The following is a 20,107-nucleotide window of genomic DNA, read 5'->3' as shown; positions in this document are numbered from 1 at the left end:
TACTTAACTCAAATAGGGTTCTTTCTTGCTCAGATGTTAAAAATACTCTTAAAGGAGGAGATGACATTATTTGATCTATTTCTTGACTAACTCTATTAACATACTTTTGGAATTTTTTTTAGCGATCGCCTGAAAAATCTTAACATAAGTTAACACAGTGCTGCTTATTTATGTCCGACTACTTAGCTTGTTTCATAATTCCAGAATAAGAAGTCCGATTCAAATAAAACCATCTCATCGCTTTCTCTAAATCATTAGATGGGGAATAATCTAACTTATAATATCGATGGATTTCTTTAGTCGCAGGAATTCCCTGTAATAGTTTTATTAAATCTTCGACATGATCTCTTATTGAAATATAAGTATTGATTAGTTCTGGATCTTTATCATTTAAAATATTATGTTTTGCATTATGTTTTGCAAAAAAAATAGAACCCCCACCGACAAACGGTTCACAATATTTATGATGTTTAGGAAGACAAGGAAGGATTAACTTACGAGCATAAAACTTACCCCCAGGATATCTAAAAGGAGAATTACTTAACTTTCTGACTTGATTTTTACTCACAACTTATCCAAAGAGATCTTATTAAACGATAAATTCTATAGGATTAAAAGTCAAGCTCTGTACCTTGAATAATTATAAATATCTGTAGACATTTTGATTAACTCCTTACTTATTTTCTGTTGTTACATTTACAGGAACTAAAAAAGGTTTCGCGTCTTTGGGTTCAATTTTAAAATCCACCCGATTTGTTCCTGAAGGACAACACAAAGGATCACTTTCTCTATATCTCTTATATTCTACAAATAAACTGGATGGACTGGTTAAAAAAATACGAGAAATATCCCCATCTAAACGAGAATTCATGGTTTCAGGAGATAGGGTTCCTGCAAATTGTCCTTCCACAAAAACAAATGCTTGATAACCTAAAGGACGACACATTCCATCAACTCCACTCATGGCAGTTATCACACTTGTTTTATCATAGGTTTGTATGGGGCCAAATAAGTCCCAACCGGCCCGAATAATGGCTTTCTCTTGATCAGTTTTTGCCTCTCTTAATTGATTTTTACAGCGATCAATACTTGGGGGTTCAGCATCAATTTTCGGTGCATTGGGAATCATTGCACCTGATTTATTCCAATTATTTAGATCATTATCTAACCAGATTTTCGTCTGTTGTTTTTCAGGAGTCTTACTAATAACTTCTACTAATGACCAACGAATATTACTGCTATCTACCGGAGGGTTAGGATTTTTTTTTGAGCAATTCTTACTTGATAATTGTAACCAGGTTCATAGGTAAATCCTTCAATAGATTCATAAAATAATGTCCAATTGTCTCCTGGGGTTTCTTTTATTTGTAAGCATTTTTTTGGTGCAACTCCGATACAATCTACAGTTTCAGGACTGATATAAACGGTTTTTTCTGTTGTAGGTGTATTGCTCTTAGAAAGAGGTTTAAAGGTAATAATTCCTAATTGTTTTTGCTTAATATAAGCAATTTGTAATTGACCTTGAGAATTTATTGTATAAATTTTGGCTCCTTCTAATGCTGCTAAAAATAACATTTCTTGGGTCATTATTTCTTCAGGACAGGCCATACGAGTAGCGGCAATAACGTCTACTTTTAATCTATTATCATTCTGTTCATATCCTGCGGTGTAACGGTTGCATCCACCGGTTCCAAATACTCTTTCTTTGTCAAAAGTAAGGGTTGCTGATTTATCTGTTAAGGGTTGATTTTCATGCCATGCGACTAACTGCCATTCCGTTCCTTCTAAGGAATTTTTGAGTTGATTTTGTGCTAAATAAATGGGTTGATTTCGTCGAGTTTCATTAGCAGAAATTTGACTAATAGAACTTGAATAAACACCGGAAATAGAAGTCAGAATTAATGGACATATAATTCTGATTATTGTTTTGTTTTTGAGCATTATTTTTATATTTTTAGTTAATTGAACAACAATGTATTGATGATTATAGCAAAAATTTCAACTTAAGCCCTTACGACTTAAAAAATCTTTAACTACAGCTTTAACTGGTTGTTTTTCATGGTCAACGAGATAATTAAGTTTTTGCATTTCCTGGGAGGATATTTGTCCTGATAAATGTTCAATTATTGGTTGTAATTTAGGATGTTCTTTTAAGGTTTTTTGATTAAAAATAGGTACGGTTTCATAGGGAGGGAAATAATGCTTGTCATCTTCTAACATAAATAAATCCAAGACAGAAATTAGCCCATCAGTCGAATTTCCTGCGACTAAATCAACATTTTTATCCGCTAAAGCACGATACATTAAGCCTAATTCCATCGCTTTTGGTTGACTGGTAAAGGTTAAATTATAGGTTTTAGAAAGTCCAGGATAACCATCTTCTCTGGCTAAAAATTCATGACCAAAACCTGCTTGCCATTCAGGAGTATATTTGGCTACTTCTGAAATGGTTTTAATCTGATATTTTTTGGCATCTTCTCCCCGAATTAAAATGGCAAATGTATTCTCAAATCCTAAAGATGGCATCACTTCAAGCTGAAATTGATTATGATAAGCTTCTTTCACTTTTTGATAGACAAGTTGGGGATTATTAATGGGTTTTTCTTTTAAAATAGCTGTAAATGCTGTCCCTGTATATTCGACATAACCATCAATTTTTTGAGATTTAACGGCTTCATGACAGATAAATGTTCCCCCTAAATCAAAAAGACGCTCTACCTTAAGATTGCTATTATTTTCAATCTGTTGTGCTAATATTTCTCCTAAAATAACTTGCTCTGTAAAATTTTTAGAACCAATAATTATCTCTCCTTTTGATTGATTAATAATTCCCAAGGCACTACATATAATTACTCCTAATAATGCAAAAATAATTAAGATATTTTGAGAATATTTTGGTTTTTTTGTTGATCTTTTAGTTAAATTTATTTCTAAACGGCCAATTCCCCAATCTGCCAATAAAGCAATGATAGCAGAAGGAATTGCCCCCGCTAAAATTAATTGATTATCAACGGTTGAAATTCCCCGAAAAATAAAAACTCCTAACCCTCCTCCTCCTATCGCAGCAGCAATAGTCGCCACACCAACACAGATAACTGTTGAGACTCTAACCCCCGCTAAAATAACCCCTAATGCTAAAGGAATTTCAATTAAAATTAAAATCTGTCTAGGGGTCATTCCTAATGATTTTCCTGCTTCTTTGACCCCTAAATTAATTTGCTTGATTCCCGTATAAGTATTACGAATGATGGGAAGCAAAGCATAAAGAGTTAAAGCAACAATGGCAGGATTTTTCCCGATTCCTCCCAAGAAAGGAACCGTAATTAAAAAACCAAAAAGAGCTAAACTAGGAATAGTTTGAATAGCATTAGCAACGGTGATAATGGGATTGGCAAGTTTCGGATATCGGGTCATAATAATTCCCAAAGGAATGCCAATAATGATCGCCATACCCATCGCTATCAATACTAAAATTAAATGTTCTCCTGTACGGAGGAGTATTTCTGAACCATAGGGAATCCAAGAAAAATTATTCATGATTAAAGGAAGGAATTTATTCTAATATTTTATCAGACTTAGTTGATTCAAGAAAATTTCTCGTTTTTCTGCTACAATAGGCAATATTAATCGTTAAAGTTGTTGAGGAAATATAAGTTATGGAAGCCTTAGCAAAATGGTCAATTAAAAATTATCATCAAATGATTGAAGCGGGAATTTTACAAGATCGTCAGGTCGAATTATTAGCAGGAGAAATTATTGAAATGAGTCCAGAAGGTGCGCCTCATTATATGTTAGGAGAAAATACAGCTAATTACCTTAAAGAATTATTACAAAATCAAGCTTATGTGCGTTTTGATGGGCCAATTACTTTAGCAAATTCTGAACCTGAACCCGATATTGCTGTTGTTCACTTACCGCGAGAAACCTATCTGCAACGACACCCTTATCCCGAAGATGTTTTGTTAATCATTGAAATTTCTTACTCAACCTTAGAAACAGACTTAGGTAAAAAGAAAACAATTTATGCTAATAACCAAATCCAAGAATATTGGGTAATTGATATGAAACAAAAAAACCTAATTATTTTTCGAGAACCCGATCAAGGTGACTATATAGTTAGAAAGGAAATAAAACAAGGAAATGTCACTTTACTAGCATTTCCTGAAATTACAGTCTCTGTTAACAGACTAATTAATGCTTAAGAAAAATGCTGAAACCCTGCTGATAAACTTAACTCTCGCTGTTGATGGTTATCCTCCATTAACACTATCCTAAGTTCATCAACAATCTTACCAATAATTGCCGCCCCTTCTCCTAACTGTTCAACTAACTTAATTCCTAACACTTCCGGTAAACATAACACCAATTCAAAATCTTCTCCCCCATATAATACCCAGTCTAACCCTTGCTCAACAGATACCCATTGTGATAGGATGGGGGGAATAGAGAGTAATGATAGCTCAATTTCTGCCCCAACCCCACTCATGCGGCAAATCTGCATGATGGCATCAGCTAACCCGTCACTGCTATCCATTCCTGTTACCGTCGTTGTGCCTACGACATCCCATAAGTAAGGAAGCACATCTAAACGGGGTTTCGGGTATTGATGAGCAAAGATTAATTTATCTATGCTGCCTTGGGTTAGATTCTCTTGGCTATGAGGTTTGAGCAATAATTCTAATCCTGCCCGCGCCATACCATGATACCCTGTGATGACAATAACTTGACCAGGTTGGGCCGTAGAGCGACGGATGACACGATTAGGATATACTTGACCCAAGGCGGTAATACTCACAGTAATCACGGGAGAACGACAAATATCCCCCCCTACAATGGGAGTTGGATAAACCTGTAAACATCGAGTTATCCCTAAATACAAACGTTCTATCCAGGCAACAGATGTCTCTCCTGGTAAGCCTAGCCCTACTGTAATTCCGATAGGGGTTGCACCCATAGCGGCCAAGTCTGATAAATTAGCCGCAGCTGCGCGCCATCCTACCGCATCGGGGGGAGTCGTCATCTCGCTAAAGTGTACCCCATCCACTAACACATCAGTGGTGACAACTAATTTTTGTCGAGGATCGAGGGACAATATAGCGGCATCATCTCCGATAATATCATGGGGACAAAATTTTTGCAGTATCTTTAACAGGCCTTGTTCTCCAATATCCCTAACTTTCATCGATTTTTATGACGTAAAGCGGGGTTAAACATTTCACTAATGCCTTCCCCAATAAAAGATAACCCAACCACCATGGAAGTCATGGCCATTCCAGGGAATAAAGTTGTCCACCAAATACCTGTTGATAAGTCGGGTAATGCTTCTTTAAGATCATGTCCCCATTCTGAGATTTCTTCCGGTAATCCTAAGCCTAAAAATCCCAAGCCCCCTAAGACTAAAATAGCATCAGCAGCGTTTAAAGTAAAGACCACAGGAACACTTTGAATAACATTAAAAAATAAATAGCGAGATAAGACACGAGTTGGGGTGGCTCCCATTGCTTTTGCTGCTTCCACAAATAACTCAGTTTTCACACTGGTGGTATGATTGCGAACAATACGATAATACTGAGGAATATAAGCAATACTAACCGCAATTGCTACATTAAGGATACCACGACCCAAAATAAACGCTAAAGTCACAGATAATAATAACCCTGGAATTGTATAAATAGTATCCATTAAAAACAGAAGTATTTTATCAACTTTTCCTCCTAAATATCCACTAATTAAACCAAGGGGAACCCCAATTATCATCGATAAAAATGTGGACAAAATAACAACTTTTAAAGCTGCTTGTGAACCTAAAAGTGTCCGGGAAAAAACATCATATCCTCGAACATTTGTGCCAAACCAATGACTGAAACTAGGAGACTCGACAGGAACATTACTTAATAAATCTGCGGGATCTTGTAAAAAGCCAATTCCTTGTAAAAGTGGGGCAAATAAGGCAATAAATAACCAAAAAATTGTCATGCCTATGCCAATATACATTATTTTTTGGGCAAGACTAAGATGGGAGAAATGAGGTAAACTAAGTTTAGTTAGAATCATAGATATTTCAACAATAACTAAAATATGTTAGAAAATTGTAACCGATCCTTAGTCTTTTGACAAAACTCTAACTCCAACAAAATTAATGGCTAAAGTAGAGACGATTTTTAAAACGCCTCTACGATAAAATATTAATTAAATAGATTGCAATTTGATTGAAATTATCACATTTTTTCCTGTGACAAGAATAGCAGATTCTCCAAATTTAGGGGGGCCAGTTCGGACAACGGGATTACTAGAAAACCCAAATTTCTCAGTAGGAACTCCGAGGAAATTACGATTAAGTTGACCATCGGAATTATCATCCCAAAATACAGCTACCGCGTAGGTACTAGGGGCTAAGTTATTAATGGTTATTCTAGGGTTAGTATCGGTAATTTTCACACATTGTTTTTGTACTGCATCGTCACCGCTACTAGGAAAACCTCGACTACTAGCAAATAAACTAAAGCAAATTTGTCCTTTGCGATCGCTGACCCCATTAACTTCAACCGTTAGATTACTGGTTGTATTTCCATAGACAGGAAGGGACGCACTTAAGGTTCCCAGTAAAGGGAGTAATAAGGAACTAACTAGAAATTTATTAGTCATAATTTATCTACGGTGAAGAACTGATCAGATTATTTTTCTGTCTAATGATAAAAGAATTAACCCTAAGAATTTTATAGCATATATTGGGCCATCTTTTTTAAATTAAATGAATTATTGAGCTTAATTCTCAAGGATTAAATTGATAACCCCAACCTTATTTACCAATACAAAAACGACTAAAAATCCGTTCTAAGACTGATTCGGTGATTTCCTCTCCCGTAATTTCTCCTAATGCTTGAATGGCCGTACGCAAATCAATTGTCCAAAAATCTAACGGCAGTTGATTATTAATCGTTTCCTCTACTTGTTGTAAAGCTATTTTAGCGCGGGTTAAAGCCGCCGCTTGCCGTTGATTAATCGCTAAATCTAAATTAGCTGCCTTTAAATTTTCTTGATGCACTGAGGCTAAAATCGCCTTTTCTAAACCATCAATACCTTGATTTTGTGCGGCCGAAGTCTTGACAATATGCTTAATTTGTGCAGGAAATTGAGAAAAATCTGGGGTCGCCAAATCAATTTTATTAATCACTAAAATAACCGGAAGATGAGCAATTGGTTGGTAAATTTCTGTTTCTTCTCTTGTCCATGCCACTTGAGCATCAATCGTTAGTAAAATAAGATCAGCCTGACGAGCAGCCAAACGCGATCGCTCAACCCCAATTTTTTCCACCTGATCCACCGTCTCCCGAATACCTGCCGTATCTAAAACTTGGATCGGAATGCCCCCCACCACTAACTGAGACTCCACCACATCCCGTGTCGTTCCCGGTAAGTCTGTAACAATAGCGCGATCGCTGCGACTCCAAGCATTCAATAAACTCGATTTTCCCACATTAGGACGGCCCACAATCGCCACCTTTAAGCCCGTGCGTAACAATTCCCCCTGATCGGCTGTAGATAAAATAGTCTCAACCTGCCTTAAAATCGCCTCTAACCCCTCAGAAACTACATTTTCATCTAAGGGTAGCAAATCTTCTTCAAAATCGATTCTCGCCTCAATTTCTGCCAGGATATCCAAACAAGTATGACGTAATTGCCGAATCGGTTGAGCCAATTTTCCTTGTAACCCGGCCACCGCAATTTGAGAAGCTTGAGGCGATCGCGCCCCCACTAATTCAGCAATACTTTCTGCTTGAGTGAGATCAATTCTGCCATTGAGAAAGGCCCTAATGGTAAATTCCCCTGGTTGAGCCAATTTGGCCCCTTGTTCCAAACACAACTGGAGAACTTGCTGTACGGGAATAATACCCCCATGACAGTGAAATTCGACCACATCCTCACAAGTATAGGAACGGGGAGCTAACATCAGCAATAATAAGGCTTCATCAATGGTTTGTTGGGTTTGGGGGTGACGGATGAAACCGTAGAGAATGCGATGAGACTCCCATTGTTGTTTTCCAGGGGCATAAAATAGAGTACGAGCGATAAACAGGGCATTTTGACCCGATAGACGTACAATACCAATGCTCCCTTGTTGGGGAACAATAGCCGTAGCGATCGCCGCGATCGTCTCTCCTTGGATAACCTTGTCAGCCATTAACTTCGCTCCTAATTCTTGCATGAATCTTAATTTTTCACGATAATAAGAAAATAGGTGTGATTGAAGCAAAAAAGGATTGATAGGATAGAAGAACAGTGATTCCTTGGATTCAGCAGAATGTCTCATCATGCTCCTTCTGGCCGTTCCCCCATCGCAATAATCATTAAGCCCAAGAAAACACCTCAAATTACCCTATCTCAACGTCGGTATTCTGGATGGAGACGACAATGGCGTTATCTATACTTGCGGTTTGGACGGTTGCGCGGCACACCGAAATCAATTTCGCGGGGGTTAGCCTTTGGGGTGTTTGCGGGATGCTTTCCTCTGTTTGGCCTACAAACTCTTATGGGAGTCTTACTCGCGGCGATCTTTCGGGGAAACAAATTGACCGCGGCGGCCGGAACCTGGGTGAGTAACCCTTTAACCTATGTGCCGATCTTCGCTTTTAATTATAAAGTAGGGGAATTACTATTAAGAATAGGCAGAAGAAACCCTCAGCCAAACCTCCCCCAAAACTGGCAATCTTGGTCAGTTTTACAAGAATCAGGCCTTGATTTTATGGTAACTCTGTTTTTTGGCTGTTTTATTGTGGGTATTATCGCCGCCATAGGAACTTATTTGCTCAGTTTACGGCTGTTATCCCGTTGGCATCGCTTACGCCGGGCCAGAAGATATAAAAGCAACCCCTAGTTATTTCATATTCGCCCTGGTATCTTTGACAGCCACCACGAAAAATAAGACCGTTAAGGGGATACTCAAGGCTAAAATGATACCCGTAGTCATATTGCCTAATTCGGGGGTTCCTGAGGACAATTCAAACACAGAACCCACACCTGCGATCGCTGTAATACAAGACCCTAATAATAATACGCCACTTTTGGGGGTCACAAATGTTACTCCTTATTTGCTCACAAATTTCTTTATTTTATCGGTTTGACTGCCCCTCTGGAAAATCCCTTCTCTTGAAGTTTTTCCGTTAAGGCCAGATCATTTTCCACTCGGTCCACAAACATAACACCCTTGAGGTGATCCATTTCATGTTGAATTACCCGCGCTAATAAATCCGTCGCTTCTATTTTGCGTGGTTTACCCTGTTCATCTTTAAAGGTAACTTCAATGGTTTTGGGCCGGGTTACATCTAAATAAACCCCAGGAATACTCAGACATCCTTCTTCTACCACACAAAGGTCTTGAGAAGCACGAGTAATCGTCGGGTTAATTAAAATTAAGGGCGGGTTGGCCGGATTATCGGGTTCACAGTCAATGACAATTAATTGTTTATTAATCGCCACCTGGGGGGCAGCTAAACCAATACCACTAGAACTATACATGGTTTGAAGCATTTCTTTGGCTAATTGCCGCACTGAGTCATCTATTTTGGCAATACGTTTTGCAGGTTGCCGCAAAGCGCGATCGCCCAGATAATGAATTTCTAGGGGAGGATTTTCTAATTTTTGCTTTTCTACTGTGATTACACCCGTCATAGGAAGTTGAGACGATTAACGATTTTATTTGATTCTATTTTAACCTATACCATAAGACTTTAATATGAATCTGGCAGACTTACAATAAGTGGTTAATTGATTTTTTAATAAAAATATGGCTTATAAGCGTCGTCAATTTTTAATGATTACGGGGGGATTTTTGGGGGTGGGAATGGCCACCATTACCCATCAAGTTTTCAGTCGTAATCAGAATTTTACCCCTCAACCTGAATCGGCAATACCCGATCAAACACCCCCAGTTTCTCAACCCGTTGCGGTGGCCCCTGATGGACTATTTGCCCCCCTTAAGGGAGAGGTAAGAATTGTTGTCATTAGCGATCTTAATAGTCAGTATGGATCAACGACTTATGAACCGGAAGTTGACCAGGCGATCGCCTTAATTCCGGGGTGGCAACCGGATTTAGTCTTATGTGGAGGCGATATGATTGCCGGACAAAAGCGATCGCTTACCCAGGCTCAAATTCAAGCCATGTGGTCAGCCTTTGATGACCATATTGCTGCACCCTTACGTCAGGCCAAAATTCCCTTGGGGTTTACCATTGGTAATCATGATGGTTCAGGGTCAATTAGTCAAGGAAAATTGACGTTTAAATCAGAACGAGATCTGGCTTCCGTTTATTGGAATGATCCTAATCATAATCCAGGTTTAAACTTTATTGATCGGGGGAATTTTCCTTTTTATTATACGTTTAAACAACAAAATATTTTTTATCTGGTTTGGGATGCTTCTACTCATATTATTTCCCCTGAACAGTTAACTTGGGTTGAACAAAGTTTAAGCAGTTTAGATGCGAAACAAGCGAAATTACGCTTAGCCATTGGTCATCTTCCTTTGTATCCTGTGGCAGTAGGGAGAGATGATGGGGGAAACTTTATGTATGAAGGAGAAAAATTACAAACCTTATTAGAAAAATATGATGTTCATACCTATGTAAGTGGTCATCATCATGCTTATTATCCAGGGAAAAAAGGTCAATTAGAATTACTTCATACTGGGGCGTTAGGCGCAGGGCCCCGTAAACTTTTAAATAGTAATTTACCCCCACAAAAAAGTTTAACTGTGGTCGATATTTCTTTAGAAAAAGCAGAGACGATTTACACTACTTATGACATGAAAACCCGACAAGTGATTGACATTCAAACCTTACCAAAATCTATTGGTAAAGTCTGGCGACGAGATCTTGTTAAGGAATAAATAGAAGGGCTAGAAATTTATATTTTCTAACCCTTTATTTCGGCTATTTTTTAATTAAAACTTAGCAGGATTATAGTCCTCAATATTGATGGTCACTGGGTTAACATTCCAAATTTCCCGACAGTATTCACCAATGGTTCGGTCAGAAGAAAACTTACCCATTCTGGCGGAATTAAGAATGGACATTCTTGTCCATTTATCCTGATCTCGATAGGCCTTATTGACCTCTTCTTGACAGTCGATATAGGATTGATAATCTGCCATCAACATATAGGGATCATCATACAAAAGATGATCAACAATGGGCTTAAACAGGTTTTGATCTCCATAACTAAAGTAACCATTAGCAATGCGATCAATGACCCCTTGTAAGTCACCATTGCGGTTGTAATATTCGCTAGGATTATACCCTTTGGCCTTCATGGTATAAACTTCTTCAGCCGTTAAACCAAAGAGGAAGAAATTCTCCGGCCCCGCTTCTTCCCGAATCTCAATATTTGCCCCATCTAAGGTACCAATAGTCATGGCCCCATTCATCGCAAATTTCATATTTCCGGTTCCAGAGGCTTCTTTTCCTGCGGTAGAAACCTGTTCAGAAAGATCGGCAGCCGGATAAATCCTTTGGCCCATAGAAACGTTAAAGTTAGGCAAGAATACGACTTTTAAACGTCCCCGAACATCAGGATCTTTATTAACGACTTCACCGACGGCATTGATTAATTTAATAATCAATTTGGCCATAAAATAACCAGGGGCCGCTTTACCACCAAAAATAAAGGTACGGGGCAGAACATCCACATCAGGATTGCGCTTAATATGGTTGTAGAGGCTGATGATATGTAAGACAGCTAAATGTTGCCGTTTGTATTCATGGATGCGCTTTACTTGCACATCAAACAGAGAATTAGGATCAACTTGAATGTTGCGGTTTTTGAGGATGTAAGCAGCTAAACTGCGCTTATTTTCTTGTTTAATTTCTCGCCAACGATAACGGAAATCTGGATCTTCAATGAAAGCTTCAATTTTCCGCATTTCATCGAGATTTTTTAACCAACCATCCCCAATTTTTTCAGTCACTAAAGCTGATAAGGCAGGGTTACTTAATAAAATCCAACGACGAGGGGTTACTCCATTGGTTTTGTTGTAAAATTTCTCAGGCCAAAGTTTAGCAAAATGTTTGAGGGTGTCTTTTTTCAAGAGTTCCGTATGTAAGGCGGCAACCCCATTAATAGCGTGGGAACCCACACAGGCTAAATTCGCCATCCGAATGCGTTTGTCTTCCCATCCTTCAATTAAAGAAAGATTCGTGACTAAATCTTCATCGTTGGGGAACCAAGTTTTGACATCTTCAAGAAAACTATGGTTAATTTCGTAAATAATCTCTAAATGTCGGGGCAGAAGACTGCTAAATAGATCCACAGACCAACGTTCTAGGGCTTCTGGCATCAGGGTATGATTGGTATAGGCGAGGGTCTTTTTCGTAATATCCCAGGCTTTGTCCCAATCATAATTGTGTTTATCGACTAATAACCGCATTAACTCGGCCACCGCTACTGCTGGGTGGGTATCGTTGAGTTGTACAGCTATTTTCTCGTTGAAGTCGTCTAAACTATCATGAGTCCGTAAATGGATGCGAATTAAGTCTTGTAGAGATGCAGAGACAAAAAAGTATTGTTGGGCTAGGCGCAGTTGCCGTCCTGCGGGGGTATTATCATTGGGATAGAGAACCTTGGAAATGGTTTCTGCATCCATTTTTTCGGCCACTGCCTGATCATAATTTCCTGCGTTGAAGGCTTCAAAGTTAAAGGCTTCACTCGCTTCGGCTTTCCACAGTCTTAAGGGGTTCACTGTGTTGGTTTTATAACCAGGAACAGGAGTATCATAAGGAACGGCCAGAATGGTACGACCAGGAATCCAAACGGTTTTGACATTCCCATGTTCATCATGGATCGTCTCTGTATGACCCCCTAATTTTACCTCAACCGCGTCGTCAGGACGAGCTAATTCCCAAGGGTTATCAAACCTTAACCAGTTGTCGGGAATTTCTACCTGCCAACCATCTTTGATCATTTGATGGAAAATGCCGAATTCGTAGCGGATACCATAACCAATGGCAGGAATGGCTAAGGAGGCTAAAGAATCTAAGAAACAAGCAGCCAAACGCCCTAAACCACCGTTCCCTAACCCTGGATCTGGTTCTTGTTCGATAATCTCATCAAAGTCAAGTCCCAACTCTTCGACCACTTCTTTGATTCTGTCATAAAGTCCCAGGTTTACTAAATTATTACCTAGATGACGACCCATGAGAAATTCAGCCGAGAAATAAGAAACAAGTTTGACTTTTTCTTTCTTATAGGTGTCTACTGTTTTTAAGAAACGATGGAGTAGACGATCGCGGACAGTATAGGAAAGGGCAATATAATAGTCATGAAGGGAGGCTTCTGAACGATCAATGCCTTGAATGTAGAAAAGATGGTCGAGAAATGCCCGCTTTAGGGTTTCTTTGCTCATCCCTGTGCGATCATCTTCGACTTTAATGTTCGGGTTATTGAATTGAGAGGTTAAGGTACTGTCCATAAATTAATCCTGAATAGGCTATGCAAACTTATCTGAAGAATATAGATTTAGCTAAGCAATCAAAGGCCAGCATATACAATTATGTGGTGAGATTAGATTGCTTTGGTTATGCTTCTTTGACAAATGTACTTTTCTCAATCTCTATACCGATATCGTTCACGGTCGATTGTAAAAGATATATGTTGCATCTTCCTGATTTCTTTAGGTTTATTTAATGCAATAACCAAAGAGTATAATCCACAGGACATAATGGTATTATGTCCCTACAAATTATCATAAATATTGTAGGGATTTAATCATTAATGAAAATTCTTTTAGTAGATGACGAAGCGGAATTAACTGAACCCCTCTATCATATTTTATCCCGTGAAGGCTATGAAGTTGATGTGGCAGATAATGGTCAAAAAGGCTATGAATTAGCTTTGCAAAATACCTACGATCTGTTAATATTAGACTGGATGTTACCCCAAAAACCAGGTATTGCCATCTGTCAAGGCTTGCGATCGCAGGGAAACACCACCCCAGTGCTTTTCCTAACAGCAAAAGATACCCTAGATGATCGAGTAATTGGACTAGATGCCGGGGCCGATGATTATTTAATTAAACCCTTTGAATTACGGGAATTAATGGCGAGGGTTCGCGCTTTGTTGCGGCGTTCCCCTGCTTTTGAAGCGACGACAACCAGTAAGTTAAAGGTAGCAGATTTAGAATTAGATCGGGATAATCAAGTCGCTTATCGCCAGGGCAGAATGATGAACCTTTCTGATAAGGAAGTTAAACTATTAACTTATTTTATGCAACATCCTGGCCAACTTTTAACCCATGAACAAATTTATCAGCATTTATGGACAGAACAAGAACAACCTAATAGTAATGTTTTAGCGGCCTTAATTCGTCTATTGCGACGCAAAATAGAAGAAGAAGGCCCCTTAATTTATACGGTTTATGGTAAAGGTTATCGGTTTGGGGATTGATATTTGTTAATCAAACCATTGAGCAAATTCCGTGGTAAAGCGATCGCCTAAAATTGCTGCTCGAATGCGTTGGGTAAACCGCACCAATTCCGTAATATTGTGCAAAGATAACAAGATATAACCGAGCATTTCCTGCGATCGCACTAAATGATTGAGATAGGCACGACTAAAGGTTTGACAAGTATAACAAGGACAGTCGGGGTCAAGGGGAGTCAAATCCTCTCGAAATTGAGCATTTTTGAGGTTCCAACGCTCTCCGGCCACTAAAGCAGTCCCGTGACGGCCAAAACGAGTAGGAATCACACAATCAAATAAATCGACCCCAGCAGCGATCGCCATCACCATTTCCTTATAAGTTCCCACCCCCATCAAATAGCGAGGTTTAGCAGCAGGAAGCAAAGGGGCCGTTAAGGTGACAATTTCCCGTACTTTGGCCGGTTCTTCCCCCACACTAACCCCTCCAATCGCATAACCAGGTAAGTCAAATTCGATCAACCCTGACACAGCCTGACAACGTAACTCAGGATAAATCCCCCCTTGCACAATACCAAATAAAGCTTGCTCCTGGGGTCTTTGATGGGCATTAATACAACGTTCCAACCAACGATAGGTGCGATCAGTAGCAGCGGCCACCGTAGCATAGTCAGCATTACCTGGGGGACATTCATCAAAAGCCATAATCACATCGGCCCCCAGGTCATTTTGAATCTGTACCGAACGTTCGGGAGTTAATTCAATCATACGGCCATCTCTAGGAGAACGAAACGTGACCCCCAGTTCTCGAATTTGTCGCAATTCACTCAAGCTAAACACTTGAAAGCCCCCAGAATCGGTTAAAATGGGGCCCTGCCATCCCATAAACCCATGAAGTCCCCCAGCCGCTTTGATAATACTTTCCCCCGGTTGGAGATGAAGATGATAGGTATTGGCTAAAATCATTTGTGCGCCCGTAGTTTGCAGTTGGGCGGGAGTTAGGCCTTTCACCGTTGCGAGGGTTCCCACAGGCATAAATTTTGGGGTTTCTACCAGGCCATGAGGAGTTGACCAAACACCGGCCCTAGCGTGGGTATGACAACATTGTTTTTGGGAATGAAAAGAAAAGCCCACAATAATTTATCTGGTATTTACACTTGAGATGTAAATGGTAACACAGCCTTCTAGGCTGTCACAAACAAGAGAAGTCTTGCCCAAATTTTCCCCCATTTAAGGTGTCCTTCTCCCAGAATTACATTCTTGTAAAGCTGCCTCTGCGGATATTCCTGTCGAGTTCCCATGTACATCATAAGCCAATCCATTGATACAATTTTGTAGAGCATCAGCTACATTAGGACGACCACATTCTTTTAATGCACCTGGCCAGGAAAACCCTTCTTGTGTTATTGCATCACGCACACATATACCCGTGGTGGCTGTGGCGGTTTGGCACATAGACTTAGAGTCATCCCAAGTTGCTCCCTGGGCTCTCAAACTCAAAAAACATTGTCCAGAGAAACGAGTACCATATTTACATAAAGATTCGGCTGTTTGCCAGTTTCCCCCAATACTCCTGACTTTATCGGCGCAATAACCCGCATATTGGGGATAGCTTTCACAGATTGACTGGGCTGTTGATTGATTTGCTCCCAAACCTTGGACATACTCAAAACAGGCAATATTCGAGCCTTGAGCGTTAACAGGGATGGCTAAATAGGGGGTTGACAGGATGGACAGGGAGGGAATTTGCAGAAAAACCAGAATATTTTGCCAGGTTTTCATAATTTTTGTTAAAACTTAACTAGATTCAGTTTAAACTTAGTCGTTTTTTTTAAACTGGATTTTTAGGAAAACTTTATGGTTTGATCAAATGACTGTCCCTAACTAGAGTATTATCTTAAATCGTGTATTAAGGAGTGATAGACAAGTTATGAAAGTTAATGTTTCCGGTTTGAGTCTCGGTGTTGTTAGTTTGCTCTTTACTTCCTTGAATTTATCGGCTCAATTAAGGGCAGAAAGTAACCCTAATAATTTAGATGATCTACCTAATGATCCAGGACAAATGCTTAGTTGGACTTGTAATTATCAAGAAGATGGTATTTTAGTTGAGGCCAAAAATGACAAGATTTGGAAAGATATTATTGAGAAAAAAGATTGGAATTGTCAACAAGGTTTGTCTGATACTCCAACAGGAACCTTAAAATTTACTTGTGAACCAACTGATGATGGGATTATTAGTCTTCTAACTATTACCTGGCTTCAAGGAACCGACGAAAATAGACTTATGGGCCAATGGATACATCAATTTGCTGATGAATATAACATGATTTGTCGTATGGCTAAAGTTGATTTTTGGGATCAGGATATTACGACTCCTTAAGGTTTATTTTTCGTGGTAATTTTTTTGTAGGTAATCGAATCAATTGCTTCTTCTGGTAACAGTAAAGAAGGCTTTTTTATTGACTTTTTCCGTTTTCCTAATCTGAATAAATCATGAAGCAATACATAGAAACAAGGAATAATAAATAGGGTTAATAATGTTGCTAAAGATAACCCAGAAAAGACAACAATTCCTAGGGGTTGTAAGAATTCTCCCCCTTGCCCTCCTCCCATTGCTAAGGGTAACATTCCTAATACAGTGGTAATGGTTGTCATTAAAATGGGGCGTAACCTTTGGGGTGCTGCTTGAATAATTGCTGTAGGGCGATCGCAACGTTTTTCAAGCCTAATTTGATTGGCCAATTCTATCATAACAATAGCATTATTAACCACAATTCCGATTAATAAAACTGCCCCAACAATGACGGTTGCACCAATAGCAGTTTGGGTAAAATATAACCCTAAAATTCCCCCACACAAAGCCAAGGGAAGGGTTAACATAATAACTAAAGGATCAACCAAAGAATTATATTGAACTGCCATAACAACGAAGACTAAAAAGGCTGCTAAACCGCCTAAAATCCCTAAAGAAGATTGTAATTGTTCATTACTTTGTTGAGCATTACTAGGGAGAATTCTTACCCCTTCAGGTAACTCTATTGTATCTAAAACTTGCTTAACTTCTGCGAGTGCTGCCCCTAAACTTGCCCCCTCAGTTAAATTTCCCGCTAAAATAAAGACCTGACGCTGATTAATTCGTTGAATTTCCGCAGGGGCTTTTCCTTCTTCGAGCTTTGCCACATCTCCTAGACGAACAAGACGATTTTCCTGAGTAAATAAGGGAATTTGGCTTAATTGAGAGGGACGACGGATGAGATCTTGATCCAATTGTACCCGAATATCTACTAAGCGGTTTTCCCTCTGTAAGCGCGTCGGGACGGTTCCTTGAATAGCAGTTTCAAGAGAATCCTTAATATCGGTCATATTTAAACCAAAAGCCCCTAAACGCTCAAGATCAGGGCGAATTTGAATCTCAGGTTGACGGGGATCAGCATCAGGACGAAATTGAGCTAACGTGACATTTTCTTCTAATACTTTTAAAACAGTTTCTCCTGCTTCTTCTAAGGCATTTTGATCGTTACCTTGTAGGATTAAATCAATATCTGCTCGTCTCACAGGTGAGTTATTTAAAATCAACCCTCGCACTGCATCTGGACTTAATCTTAAGCGAATTCCTACTAAATTTAATTTATCAAATTCTTGGCTAACTCTTTCACTGTAAGCTTCGACATCAGTACCTGGTTTTAGAATAATATTACTTGACCCTCTTAAGACATTTTCACTGGTATTAGAACCAAATAAAAAGCCGCCTGACGTAGTAAAAGTTGATTGAGTTTCTGGTTGTTCAAGCACAATCTTATCAACAATATCCATTATTTTTCGATTGGTTTCTAGGGGAGTATTGGGAGGAAATTGAGTAATCAATCTTGCTTGTCCAGTATTAATACGAGGTAAAATTTCTTGGGGAATTTGTTGTGCTAAATTAAGACTATTACCACCTAAAACAACAAAGGAAATAATGATCACTAACCATCGTACTTTAATGAGTTTTGAGAGTAACCATTGATAACCTTTAGTAACTGCATTAAATCCTTGATTAAACCAAGATAATGGCCAGAATTTATTTAAACCACTTGACCAACGAATCCCTAATAATCTTGAGGTTAACATAGGAACAATCGTTAAAGCGACTAATATAGAAGCAGCGACAGCAAAACTAATGGTTAAAATTAATTCATTAAACAGTAAAGAAATAAAACCACCAATCATCAAAAAGGGCAAAACTGCTACTAAATTTGTGCTAGTAGAAGCAATTAAAGCTGATTCAACACTCTGACTACTACGAATTGAGCGATTAATTAATTGACGGGAACTTAAGCGACTTTTGCTATTTTTTCCTGGGGTAACACCGACTCCTTCAGCAATAGTTTCTAACATCACAATAGAGTTATCTACCACAATTCCGACTCCTAATGCTAACCCTCCCAAACTAAAAACATTGAGAGATAAGCCAAATAATTTCATCAAAATTACAGCCGAAAGAGTCGCTAACGGAATGGAAAAAACAATAATAAAGGTTTGACGAATTGATCCTAGAAATAATAAGACAGCAAAGGCCGCGAGTCCCGTTCCTACTAAACCAGAATTAATCACATTATTAATAGCATTTTGAATAAAAATAGATTCATCTAATGTCGTAATAATACTAAAATCATCAGGAATAACTTCTTGAGTTTGCAAAATTTTAATTTTTGCTTTAACTGCATCCACAACTTGAATCGTGTTAGCATCCGGCTGTTTTTGCACACTAATTTTAACGGCAGGTTGACCATTTAAAGAGACAAAAATTCTTTGTTCTTCTGTCCCGTCTATGATCTCAGCAAAATCTCGTAAATAAACCCGTCGAGATGGCCCAATTTCTGTTGTATTTCCAGTCACCGCAAAAGACAAATTACGAAGTTCTTCTGCCTCTTTAAAACGTCCGACTGCACGGGTTAAAGGTTCCCCATTTTCCCCTAATAAACGGCCTCCAGCTACATCTTGATTGGTTTCTCCTAATTCATCTAAAACATCCCTTAAACCCACACCTAAAGCTTGTAAACGGTTCAAATCAATATTAACCCTAACTTCTTCTTCTACCCCACCGGAAACATCAACAGAAGCAACCCCAGGAATAACAGTTAATTCTCTGGCCAATTCTTCATCAGCAAATACTCTCAAATCTACAGCTTCTCTTGAAGATGCAGTTAAGGCAAATTCATAAACAGGTAATTGAGAAGGATCAAACTTAAATAAACGGGGAGATTCTAAATTATCGGGTAAATTATTTCTCGCACGATTTAACGCAGCAGTGGCATCATTTAACGCTTGATCTATATTTCCTCCCACCTTAAAAAACAAGTCTAAACTAACATTACCTTCACGGGTTTGTGAATAAATTTGTTCGACTCCTTCTGTTGCGGATAATGCTTGTTCAAGGGGTCTAGTAACTTCATCAATGGCAATTTCCGGGGCAATTCCTGGGGTTTCTAAACGTACTCCAATACGGGGATAAGTAATAGAAGGAAGTAAGTCTACTTGGATAGTGGTAACGAAAAAAATCCCTATTACCATCACTGCTAAGGTTAGCATTAAAGTTCCGATATGTTGACGGATAGCGAGGCCACTAATACCAAGACGAGAAGGGTTAATTTTGGGGTTCATAAGCAAAATCGAAATAAATCAGTCTTTTCTTCCATAAATAGTTGGTAAATCCAAG

The 20,107-nt window shown here is 38.9% G+C and carries 19 protein-coding genes; 5 read left to right on the top strand and 14 right to left on the bottom strand.

All coding sequences use genetic code 11. The features are described 5' to 3' along the window. Window positions 1–178: 178 nt before the first annotated feature. The 4 genes from VB715_RS17835 to VB715_RS17820 all read right to left on the bottom strand — a co-directional run bounded on the left by VB715_RS17835 (window position 179) and on the right by VB715_RS17820 (window position 3,537). Window positions 179–568: a DNA adenine methylase gene (locus VB715_RS17835; RefSeq protein WP_323302567.1), complete on the bottom strand. Its 390-nt coding sequence runs from the start codon at window positions 566–568 to the stop codon at window positions 179–181. A gap of 105 nt (window positions 569–673) precedes the next feature. Then, window positions 674–1,129: an LppP/LprE family lipoprotein gene (locus tag VB715_RS17830; protein ID WP_323302566.1), complete on the bottom strand. Its 456-nt coding sequence runs from the start codon at window positions 1,127–1,129 to the stop codon at window positions 674–676. Between the two features lie 113 nt (window positions 1,130–1,242). Then, a complete protein-coding gene (locus VB715_RS17825) occupies window positions 1,243–1,941 on the bottom strand; it encodes an META and DUF4377 domain-containing protein (RefSeq protein WP_323302565.1) in 699 nt (232 codons plus the stop codon). A gap of 57 nt (window positions 1,942–1,998) precedes the next feature. After that, the gene (locus VB715_RS17820; RefSeq protein WP_323302564.1) at window positions 1,999–3,537 is read right to left on the bottom strand and encodes a glycine betaine ABC transporter substrate-binding protein; all 1,539 of its coding nucleotides are present in this window, start codon (window positions 3,535–3,537) and stop codon (window positions 1,999–2,001) included. 119 nt (window positions 3,538–3,656) lie between these two features. Here VB715_RS17820 and VB715_RS17815 point away from each other — a divergent pair, with 119 nt between their 5' ends. Then, window positions 3,657–4,202: a Uma2 family endonuclease gene (locus tag VB715_RS17815; protein WP_323302563.1), complete on the top strand. Its 546-nt coding sequence runs from the start codon at window positions 3,657–3,659 to the stop codon at window positions 4,200–4,202. On the opposite strand, the gene thiL is transcribed toward VB715_RS17815, so the two are convergent. The 4 genes from thiL to mnmE all read right to left on the bottom strand — a co-directional run bounded on the left by thiL (window position 4,199) and on the right by mnmE (window position 8,182). After that, a complete protein-coding gene (thiL, locus tag VB715_RS17810) occupies window positions 4,199–5,182 on the bottom strand; it encodes a thiamine-phosphate kinase (protein ID WP_323302562.1) in 984 nt (327 codons plus the stop codon). The two genes, VB715_RS17815 and thiL, sit on opposite strands and share 4 nt — an antisense overlap. Continuing rightward, window positions 5,179–6,054, bottom strand: a complete 876-nt coding sequence (locus VB715_RS17805) for an ABC transporter permease (protein WP_323302561.1) — start codon at window positions 6,052–6,054, stop codon at window positions 5,179–5,181. The genes thiL and VB715_RS17805 overlap by 4 nt, the downstream gene beginning before the upstream one ends. A 135-nt stretch (window positions 6,055–6,189) precedes the next feature. Further along, a complete protein-coding gene (locus VB715_RS17800; protein WP_323302560.1) occupies window positions 6,190–6,645 on the bottom strand; it encodes a DUF2141 domain-containing protein in 456 nt (151 codons plus the stop codon). A gap of 154 nt (window positions 6,646–6,799) precedes the next feature. Continuing rightward, a complete protein-coding gene (mnmE, locus tag VB715_RS17795) occupies window positions 6,800–8,182 on the bottom strand; it encodes a tRNA uridine-5-carboxymethylaminomethyl(34) synthesis GTPase MnmE (RefSeq protein ID WP_323302572.1) in 1,383 nt (460 codons plus the stop codon). 120 nt (window positions 8,183–8,302) lie between these two features. On the opposite strand from mnmE, the gene VB715_RS17790 reads away from it, so the two are divergent. After that, the gene (locus tag VB715_RS17790; RefSeq protein WP_323302559.1) at window positions 8,303–8,875 is read left to right on the top strand and encodes a DUF2062 domain-containing protein; all 573 of its coding nucleotides are present in this window, start codon (window positions 8,303–8,305) and stop codon (window positions 8,873–8,875) included. On the opposite strand, the gene VB715_RS17785 is transcribed toward VB715_RS17790, so the two are convergent. Continuing rightward, window positions 8,876–9,073: a hypothetical protein gene (locus tag VB715_RS17785; RefSeq protein WP_323302558.1), complete on the bottom strand. Its 198-nt coding sequence runs from the start codon at window positions 9,071–9,073 to the stop codon at window positions 8,876–8,878. It lies immediately after the preceding gene. 32 nt (window positions 9,074–9,105) lie between these two features. Next, on the bottom strand, window positions 9,106–9,669 hold the full coding sequence (gene def, locus VB715_RS17780) for a peptide deformylase (protein WP_323302557.1): 564 nt from the start codon (window positions 9,667–9,669) through the stop codon (window positions 9,106–9,108). A 115-nt stretch (window positions 9,670–9,784) separates the two neighbouring features. On the opposite strand from def, the gene VB715_RS17775 reads away from it, so the two are divergent. Further along, entirely contained in the window at window positions 9,785–10,885 is a 1,101-nt protein-coding gene (locus tag VB715_RS17775) for a metallophosphoesterase family protein (protein WP_323302556.1), read from the top strand. Between the two features lie 54 nt (window positions 10,886–10,939). Here VB715_RS17775 and VB715_RS17770 read toward each other — a convergent pair whose 3' ends face one another. After that, window positions 10,940–13,462 (bottom strand): glycogen/starch/alpha-glucan phosphorylase, encoded by a 2,523-nt coding sequence (locus VB715_RS17770; RefSeq protein WP_323302555.1) that lies wholly within the window; start codon window positions 13,460–13,462, stop codon window positions 10,940–10,942. Between the two features lie 302 nt (window positions 13,463–13,764). Here VB715_RS17770 and rppA point away from each other — a divergent pair, with 302 nt between their 5' ends. Further along, window positions 13,765–14,436 carry a two-component system response regulator RppA gene (gene rppA, locus VB715_RS17765; RefSeq protein ID WP_323302554.1) on the top strand — a complete coding sequence of 224 codons (672 nt, stop codon included), beginning with the start codon at window positions 13,765–13,767 and terminating at the stop codon, window positions 14,434–14,436. 6 nt (window positions 14,437–14,442) lie between these two features. Here the strand turns inward: rppA and tgt are convergent, their stop codons facing one another. Together tgt and VB715_RS17755 are read right to left on the bottom strand one after the other, a co-directional pair. After that, entirely contained in the window at window positions 14,443–15,543 is a 1,101-nt protein-coding gene (gene tgt / locus VB715_RS17760; RefSeq protein ID WP_323302553.1) for a tRNA guanosine(34) transglycosylase Tgt, read from the bottom strand. Between the two features lie 96 nt (window positions 15,544–15,639). Further along, window positions 15,640–16,191, bottom strand: coding sequence for a hypothetical protein (locus VB715_RS17755; RefSeq protein ID WP_323302552.1), 552 nt, complete (start codon window positions 16,189–16,191; stop codon window positions 15,640–15,642). Between the two features lie 148 nt (window positions 16,192–16,339). On the opposite strand from VB715_RS17755, the gene VB715_RS17750 reads away from it, so the two are divergent. Beyond that, a complete protein-coding gene (locus VB715_RS17750; RefSeq protein ID WP_323302551.1) occupies window positions 16,340–16,789 on the top strand; it encodes a hypothetical protein in 450 nt (149 codons plus the stop codon). Here VB715_RS17750 and VB715_RS17745 read toward each other — a convergent pair. Further along, on the bottom strand, window positions 16,786–20,052 hold the full coding sequence (locus tag VB715_RS17745) for an efflux RND transporter permease subunit (RefSeq protein WP_323302550.1): 3,267 nt from the start codon (window positions 20,050–20,052) through the stop codon (window positions 16,786–16,788). The genes VB715_RS17750 and VB715_RS17745 overlap by 4 nt on opposite strands. Window positions 20,053–20,107 lie beyond the last annotated feature (55 nt).

This window comes from Crocosphaera sp. UHCC 0190 (genome assembly GCF_034932065.1).
In the GTDB taxonomy this organism is placed as follows: domain Bacteria; phylum Cyanobacteriota; class Cyanobacteriia; order Cyanobacteriales; family Microcystaceae; genus UHCC-0190.
This window is presented reverse-complemented; position numbering and strand designations above follow the sequence as displayed.